The following is a 4446-nucleotide window of genomic DNA, read 5'->3' as shown; positions in this document are numbered from 1 at the left end:
CACGGCATAGGCGCAAAATTTAAAAATTCCGCCGCTTGCTTTTGCGGCTTGAAGCGGCTTTTTAAGCTCTCTGCAGCGCTAAATTTTAAAATTTCAGATTCACGCTCCGACGCCGCTTGCAAACCGAAGCGCCTAGCGCTAAGAAATTTTAAAATTTCAAGCTCGCGCTCCGTTTGCTTGCGCAAAAATTCTAAAAATTTCATCGCGTCCTCTCTTTTGGCGGCGTGAAATTCCGCCATCGATGCCTTGGGCGAAAGCGAAACGTTAATTACGCCGATTTTTGCGGTGCGAAATTTCTCCGCGCAAGCGTAAAGCAAAAATAAAATTTTCATCGTGCGCCCCTTTTTACGCTAAGCACGCACAAGCTGAAAAACAAAACCGCTCCGAGCGCCTGAATGGCGAGGTTTACCCACAGCGTCGCGCTCTGTCCGCCCGATAGGAAGCAGATGCGAAAAGACTCGACCGCGTATGTGGGCGGCAGCAGGTGCCCGATGAAGTTGACCGCCGCGGGCAGTCCGCGCAGATCAAATATCATGCCGCTAAGCAGCGTCACGGGTAGATAGCCGATGACGATGGCGTATTCCTGCGCTAGGAATTGATTTTTGCAGATCGCCGAGATCAGCATGCCTAGGCAGGTCATCTCCAGCACGAAGACGCAAAGCGTCGCCAGCAGCATCGCCACGCTGCCGCGGATCGGGATGCCTAAAAGAACCTGCCCGTAAACGAGCGTCATCGCGCCGCCTAAAAGCGCCAGGAAATAATACGCGCCGACCTTGGCAGTGACGATCTCAAGTGCGCTTGCATTGGAGTTGTAAAGCGAGGCGATCGTGCCGCGGTCCCATTCGCGCGAGATCACGACCGCGACCATAAACAGGCAGATGAGCCCCAAAATCCCCACGTACTCGGCAGATACGAGATACCACGTCGATTCGTTGGCTTCGTTGAACCAGCTGCGATAATTCACACTGACGGGCCTTGCAGCGGCGTTTAAATTTGCGTTTAAAAAGCCGTAATCTTGCGCCAAAACCTGCTCAATTACCCCTGCTACGTAAACATAGCTAAGAAGCGCGAGCTGCGACTGCGTGGCGTTTTGGATAAGGAAAATTTCGGCGCCGTCTTTATTCGAGCTGCTCGCGCCGCCGCCTGCACCGCCCGTGCCGCCGCCGTTATTTACAGCGCCGCTAGCGTAAGGGCTTGCATTGATGCCGCCGCTCGCATTTTGGAGATTGTCCGCACCACCCATGAGGCCTGTATTCGTATCGTCTGCGCCGCCGATTAAATTTACACTGCCTTGATTTGCGCCCACGTCGCCTGCGCTGCTGCCGGAATTTGCAGTCGCGCCGCTTGAATTTACTCCGCTGCCGCCCGCTTCCGAGCCGTTGCGATGCGAACTATCGCCGCTTGCGCCGCCCGCAGAGGCGTTTATGCCACTCTCCGTGCTAGCGCCCGCGCTGGCGTCCTCAAGCGGACGGAAATTTTCGGCGCTGCTCACGTTTTGGATATCGCTTGCGCTGCTCATGGAGGAGCTTTCATCACTAGAAAGGTTTAAATTTACGCCGCCGCCCGCGCCTCCAAGCCCGCTCAAGGTGTTTTGAAATTTAGCCGCAAAGCGTGGATCAAAATACAAAATGCTCTCGATCTCGTGCGCCTTAAAATCCCTCCTCGCGCTCTCTAAGTCCGTGTAAACGCGGGTTTGTAGGTATTTTGAGCCCAAAAATCCGCCGAGCAGATCCCGCTCGATTTTGGAGCCCAGATCGCTTACGAAGCCCACCTTGACGGGCTTTATGTCCATCCGCATCGCGTATCCGTAGATCACGACCAAAATTAGCGGCATCAAAAACGCGATCACGAGCGCCGATCGGTCCTTTGCGATCTGCGCAAACTCCTTTTTTACGAGGATTTTTAAAAAGGTAAAGTTCATCCGCCCTGCCCCTGTACTCGGATTTTGCGGCACTGCGCCGCTCGCGATAAGCTTTGGAATTTAAATCGCGCAAATGCGGCCGCCATATTTTGAAATTTTAGCCGCGTGATCGCATTTGGCGCGCCTCTAAATTTTAATTGCAAAAGTGCGGCAACCGAGATTTGAAATTTTAACGGCGCAGACGGACTGCTCGCGCCCATTTTACTCATCGCGCCTACAAATTTTAATCGCGCGAGCGCATACGGCGGGCTTTGAAATTTTAAGCGGTTGTGCGGCACGGTCTTGCTACGAAATTTTTGACGTAAAAGCTCCGCGGCGGCGCAAAATCCGTGATGAAATTTTTGCATTGAGGCTTTAAATTTACAAGCTGTTCGCAGGCTGACCGCCATTTTAAATTTGCGATCTGTCTGCAGAACAAACACCCTTTTAAATTTGCAATCCGTTTGCGAGCCGCTCGCGCTTTGAAATTTACGGCGCAGACGAAGCGGACTCGCTTCGGCACGGAGTTCGCGCAGTATCCATCTACAAAATCCGCGCCGTGTCCCGCCGCGCGACATCAAATTTAAAATTCCACCGCACAATACCTGGTTTAAAATATCGCTGTCGCTTAGAATTTCACCGACGTTCAAAGCCCGGTCGCTCAAAATTTCGCCGCCGTTTAAAATTTCATCGCCTCGCAAGGCCCTTGCGCTGCTTGGAATTTTATCGCGCAGGCGCGCAGGTTTTCGCCAAGTCCGCATAAAATTCAGATCAAAAATCCTCGCGGCTCGCGCAAAATTTAGATCAAAAGCCCTCATCGCCCGCCTCGCTTCTAAATTTTTGTACCTCGTTTATGAAGGCCTGCTGCACGCTAAGCCGCCGCCCGCACTGCACGCAGACTTCATCCGGGCTGCCTAGCGCCAGGATTTTGCCGCGATCTTGGATCAAAAACCGATCGCAATACTCCGCCTCCTCCATAAAATGCGTCGTCACAACCACGCTCACGCCGGTGCGCGCCAGCGCATTTATGCGGTTCCAAAAGAGCCTGCGCGAGAGCGGATCGGCGCCGCTGGTGACCTCGTCGAGAAACAAAATCTCGGGGCGGTGGATGAGCGCGCACGCCATGCTGAGGTTGCGCCCCGCGCCAAAGGGCAGGTTTTGCCACGTCTCGTTTCGCAGCCGCTGCAAGCCAAACTCGCTCAAAAGCTCCTCTATGCGCCGCTTCAGCGCTGCTCCGCCGATGCCGTAGCTGCGGCCGAAATACTCTAAATTTTGATAGCAGCTTAGCTTTTTGTAAAGCGAAAATTTCTGCGAGACGTAGCCGATGCGCGATCTGATCGATGATTTAGCGTGGCGCAGATCCTCGCCCATGACCGAGATCTCGCCCCCGCTCATCCCCAAAAGCGCGCAGATCATGCGAAACGTCGTCGTCTTGCCCGCGCCGTTTGGACCCAGAAGGCCAAAAATCTCGCCCTTTTTGACCTCGAAACTCGTATTTTCCACAGCGGTGAAGGAGCCGAATTTTTTACTCACGTCGCGCACTTTGATGACGGTTTGAGACGCATCGAAGCTCCTTTTTTCGTAGCCGAAGTTTGCCGCGCCGATCTCCGCTCTGTTTAAAAAAATATACGCATCCTCTAGGCTCGCCTCGCGCGGGCTCAGTTTAAATTTAGCGCTTCCGTTTTCGTTAAATTTAACGCCCTCGTTTCCGTTTGAAATTTTAAAATTTTCGTCGCGCCCGTTTTCGGGATCCGTGCCTTTGTCGAGCCCGCTTTCGCGCTTTGTATTTTCGCCATCACCCTCTAGGCTTGCGTTTAAAAACTCCTGCAGATCGCGCAGGCTTATCGGCTCATCGCTTAGCAGATCGACGCTGCCGTCTCTGGGGCAGATGTCGATGAGCGGGGAGTTTTTTAAAAATCTTTGCGTCTTAAACATCAAGCGGCGCGCCAGGCTCTGATAATCCTCGCCGCCGATGCGAAAGGTGCGGTCCCGCAGCGCCGCGGTGATCTTTGCGGCGCGCTCCTGCGCTATGATCTTGCCGCCTAGCAAAATCAGCGTCAGATCGGCATCCGCCGCTTCGTCGAAATACGCCGTCGAAAATATGCATTTCGCGCGCTTTGTCTCCAGGGCCTCGCGCACGCTCGACGCGTTCTTCGTATCCCCGGCGGCCTCTGCCTCTGCCAGCGAGCGCTCCAGCTGGGCGATCTGTTCCTCGAGCTGGCCGACCATGCCAGCGGCGCGTGCTCGGGTCTCCGGGTTCGTACGCCGCCATTCCTTTTCCTCGGCCTCACGCACGGCTGCCTCGACAGCGCGCAGACGCCCCTCGACGCGGTGCAGGTCCGAGGAGGGAACGCGCCCACCCTCCTCCCAGCGGTCCTGAATCTGACGGAGCTGTGCCTTGGCTCGCTCGACGTCAGTCACCGGCAGGATCGCCTCGGCGTCGACAAGGATCTTCTCCTTGGCGGCAAGGTTCTCGCGGTACTCGGCGTCGGTGGCCTCGTCCTTGGCGCGGCGCGCGTCAAAGAACACCTGCTGCGCCGCGCGGA

Annotated in this window: 4 protein-coding genes; all 4 read right to left on the bottom strand. The window is 55.1% G+C overall.

Annotated elements, in window-relative coordinates; genetic code table 11:
• Positions 1-332 (bottom strand): hypothetical protein (locus Q0605_RS02600; protein ID WP_298703961.1); only part of this gene is annotated, 332 nt, incomplete at its 3' end.
• On the bottom strand, positions 329-1921 hold the full coding sequence (locus Q0605_RS02595) for an ABC transporter permease (protein WP_298703959.1): 1593 nt from the start codon (positions 1919-1921) through the stop codon (positions 329-331). The genes Q0605_RS02595 and Q0605_RS02600, both read right to left, overlap by 4 nt.
• Entirely contained in the window at positions 1918-2718 is an 801-nt protein-coding gene (locus tag Q0605_RS02590; RefSeq protein WP_298703957.1) for a hypothetical protein, read from the bottom strand. The genes Q0605_RS02595 and Q0605_RS02590 overlap by 4 nt, the downstream gene beginning before the upstream one ends.
• Positions 2705-4446: DUF349 domain-containing protein (locus Q0605_RS02585; protein ID WP_298703955.1), on the bottom strand; the 1742-nt coding region annotated here is incomplete at its 5' end. The genes Q0605_RS02585 and Q0605_RS02590, both read right to left, overlap by 14 nt.

The organism is uncultured Campylobacter sp. (genome assembly GCF_938017705.1).
Lineage (GTDB): Bacteria > Campylobacterota > Campylobacteria > Campylobacterales > Campylobacteraceae > Campylobacter_B.
Note: the sequence above shows the minus strand (reverse complement) of the source record. Positions and strands in the feature narration are given on the sequence as shown.